This window comes from uncultured Boseongicola sp., from assembly GCF_937988555.1.
Classification (GTDB): domain Bacteria; phylum Pseudomonadota; class Alphaproteobacteria; order Rhodobacterales; family Rhodobacteraceae; genus Boseongicola.
Genome location: NZ_CALJXO010000206.1, coordinates 1 through 3,117, shown reverse-complemented (window position 1 = coordinate 3,117; position 3,117 = coordinate 1). Strand labels below are relative to the sequence as shown.

4 protein-coding genes are annotated in these 3,117 nt (G+C 54.3%); all 4 read left to right on the top strand.

The features are described 5' to 3' along the window. Window positions 1-77: 77 nt before the first annotated feature. A complete protein-coding gene (locus tag Q1B15_RS12010) occupies window positions 78-950 on the top strand; it encodes a sugar ABC transporter permease (RefSeq protein WP_299753975.1) in 873 nt (290 codons plus the stop codon). Window positions 951-962: 12 nt separating this feature from the next. Next, window positions 963-1,796 carry a carbohydrate ABC transporter permease gene (locus Q1B15_RS12005; RefSeq protein WP_299753974.1) on the top strand — a complete coding sequence of 278 codons (834 nt, stop codon included), beginning with the start codon at window positions 963-965 and terminating at the stop codon, window positions 1,794-1,796. Window positions 1,797-1,807: 11 nt separating this feature from the next. Beyond that, window positions 1,808-2,812, top strand: a complete 1,005-nt coding sequence (locus Q1B15_RS12000; protein WP_299753973.1) for an ABC transporter ATP-binding protein — start codon at window positions 1,808-1,810, stop codon at window positions 2,810-2,812. Then, window positions 2,809-3,117: SDR family NAD(P)-dependent oxidoreductase (locus Q1B15_RS11995; RefSeq protein ID WP_299753972.1), on the top strand; the 309-nt coding region annotated here is incomplete at its 3' end. The genes Q1B15_RS12000 and Q1B15_RS11995, both read left to right, overlap by 4 nt.

The window sequence follows — 3,117 nt, the reverse complement described above, 5'->3', positions numbered from 1 at the left end:
ACCTTAGTATTTCGGCAAAGATCGGCTTGGTCTTTCTTCAAGTGCCAATATGCTAATCTTCGAGGGGGAGATTGCGCGTGTCGACAAAAGCATCCAGAACAGCCGCACGACTAATGATTTCGCCCGCAGTCATTCTGCTTTTGGGTTGGATGATCATCCCGCTTGTGATGACGCTCTACTTCTCGTTCCTACGCTACAATCTGCTACAGCCGGGCTCGACCCCGTTCGTCGGGTTGGAAAACTACTATTGGTTCTTCACTGACCCGAGCTTTAGCGCGGCGATGTTCAACACGCTTTTCCTTGTGGGGGGCGTGCTGACAATCACCACGATTGGCGGAATTTGTTTCGCGTTGCTGCTGGACCGTCCGATGTTTGGCACTGGCCTTATTCGCATAATGGTCATTGCCCCGTTCTTCGTCATGCCAACCGTTTCTGGCCTTGTTTGGAAGAACATGTTCATGAATCCCGTGAACGGCATCTTTGCGGCTATAGCCAAAACGTTTGGATTTCAGCCGATCGATTTCTTTGGTCAAATTCCGCTCATATCGATCATCTTCATTGTCTCGTGGATGTGGCTGCCGTTTGCGACCCTGATCCTGCTGACTGCGCTGCAATCGCTGGACCAAGAACAAATGGAAGCCGCTGAAATGGATGGCGCCAGCTGGATCAACCAGTTCTGGCATCTGATCCTGCCGCATATGGCGCGGGCGATCACGGTTGTGATCCTGATCCAGACGATTTTCTTGTTGTCGATCTTCGCTGAAATTCTTGTGACCACAAATGGGGGCCCGGGGACTGCGACGACGAACCTGACGTACCTTGTCTATGTATCTTCCCTGCTGCAATTCGATGTGGGCTTGGGCAGTGCCGGTGGTGTCGTTGCCATCATCCTTGCCAACATTGTTGCGATCTTCCTGATGCGGATGATCGGCAAAAACCTCGACGCCTAAAGGAGAGACGATATGGCCCGCGCAGTCTCAAACCAAAAAAAGGTCGCGAATACGGCAATCGCCGGAACCCTTGGCTTGATGATGTTCTTTCCGATCCTTTGGATCCTGATCCTGTCATTTAAGACGGAAGAGGACGCGGTCCGCGCGCCGCTGGAGGTTCTGTTTAACTCAGGATGGTCCGTGAACGGCTATCTTGAGGTCAACGCAAGGTCGGATTACTTCAAGTTCTTCATGAACTCGGTTATCATTTCGGTAGGTTCCACAGTCTTGGGGTTGCTGGTCGCCGTACCCGCCGCCTGGTCGATGGCCTTTGTGCCGGCCAAGCAAACCAAAAACGTGTTGATGTGGATGCTGTCGACCAAGATGCTGCCACCCGTGGGCGTGTTGATCCCGATTTATCTGATTTGCATTCAGTTCGACATTCTAGATAACCGTGCGATGCTGGTGTTCGTTTTGATGATGATCAACCTGCCGATCATCGTCTGGATGCTTTATACCTACTTTAAGGAAATCCCTGTTGAAATCCTTGAAGCGGCGCGGATGGATGGCGCCACGCTTCGTGACGAGATAATCTATGTTCTGACGCCGATGGCTATCCCTGGAATCGCGTCAACAGTGTTGCTCAACATTATTCTAGCTTGGAACGAAGCCTTCTGGACGCTCAATCTAACTGCGGCCAAAGCGGCCCCTTTGACCGCTTTCATCGCCAGTTATTCAAGCCCGGAAGGCCTGTTTTACGCGAAACTTAGCGCGGCCTCAATCATGGCCATCGCGCCGATCCTCATCATGGGCTGGTTCAGCCAGAAACAACTTGTCCGGGGTCTCACCTTCGGTGCTGTAAAGTAAGGAATAAGACTATGGGACGCATACAGCTTAAGCAGGTGCAAAAGAAATTTGGCGACGTCGAAGTCATCCCGCCTTTGGATCTTGAGATCAACGACGGCGAGTTCGTGGTTTTCGTCGGCCCCTCGGGCTGCGGCAAGTCCACGTTGCTGCGCCTGATCGCCGGACTGGAAGACACAACGTCCGGCACGATTGAAATCGACGGTGAAGATGCAACCGGCCTGCCCCCTGCCAAGCGCCGCCTTGCGATGGTGTTCCAAAGCTATGCTTTGTACCCACATATGTCGGTCCGCAAAAACATCGCCTTTCCAATGAAGATGGCGAAGATGAGCCAGGAAGAACAGGACAAGCGTATTGCTTCTGCTGCCAAGGCGCTGAACCTGACGGACTATCTGGATCGTCGACCTGGGCAACTTTCCGGTGGACAGCGTCAACGCGTGGCCATCGGACGCGCTATTGTACGCGAACCAGCGGCGTTCCTGTTTGACGAACCTTTGTCCAACCTCGACGCAGCCCTTCGAGTAGGCATGCGGATGGAAATCAGCGAGCTTCACAAAAAGCTTGATACCACAATGGTCTACGTCACCCACGACCAGGTTGAAGCGATGACAATGGCTAACAAGATAGTTGTATTGCAGGCAGGTGTGATCGAACAGGTCGGAAGCCCGCTCGAACTGTACCGTACCCCCCGCAACAAGTTCGTCGGTGGCTTTATCGGTTCGCCAAAAATGAACCAGATGGAAGGTCCCGAGGCCGCCAAGCATAACGCCACGACAATCGGCATCCGGCCCGAACATATCGCCGTTTCTGACACGACTGGCGATTGGAAGGGCACCGTTGGCGTGTCCGAACGCTTGGGCAGCGATACCTTCTTCCATGTCAATGTCGATGGCTTTGCCGAACCCCTTACCGTGCGCGCGACCGGCGACGTCGCCATGGGCCATGGCGATACAATCTATCTGACGCCCGATCCGGCCCTCATTCACAAGTTCGACGACAAAGGACTTCGTATCGAATGAAGCGGCTCGAAGGGAAAGTGGCACTGATCACCGGCGGCGCCCGGGGCATTGGGCGCGCCATCTGTGAAGCTTACGCCGCCGCAGGCGCGAATGTCGCCGTGGCGGACCTGTTGGAAGGACGTGTGACGGTCAACCAGATCCGGGCGGTGGACATTGAGGACTTGTTGGGTCGCGAGGCGGTCACATTGGATACCAGTGCTATCGAGGAATATGTCTGCGGTCGCGTCGTGATGGTGACTGGTGCAGGTGGTTCGATCGGCTCGGAAATGTGCAGGCAAATCGCTCGGTTCAAACCCGCTCGTTTG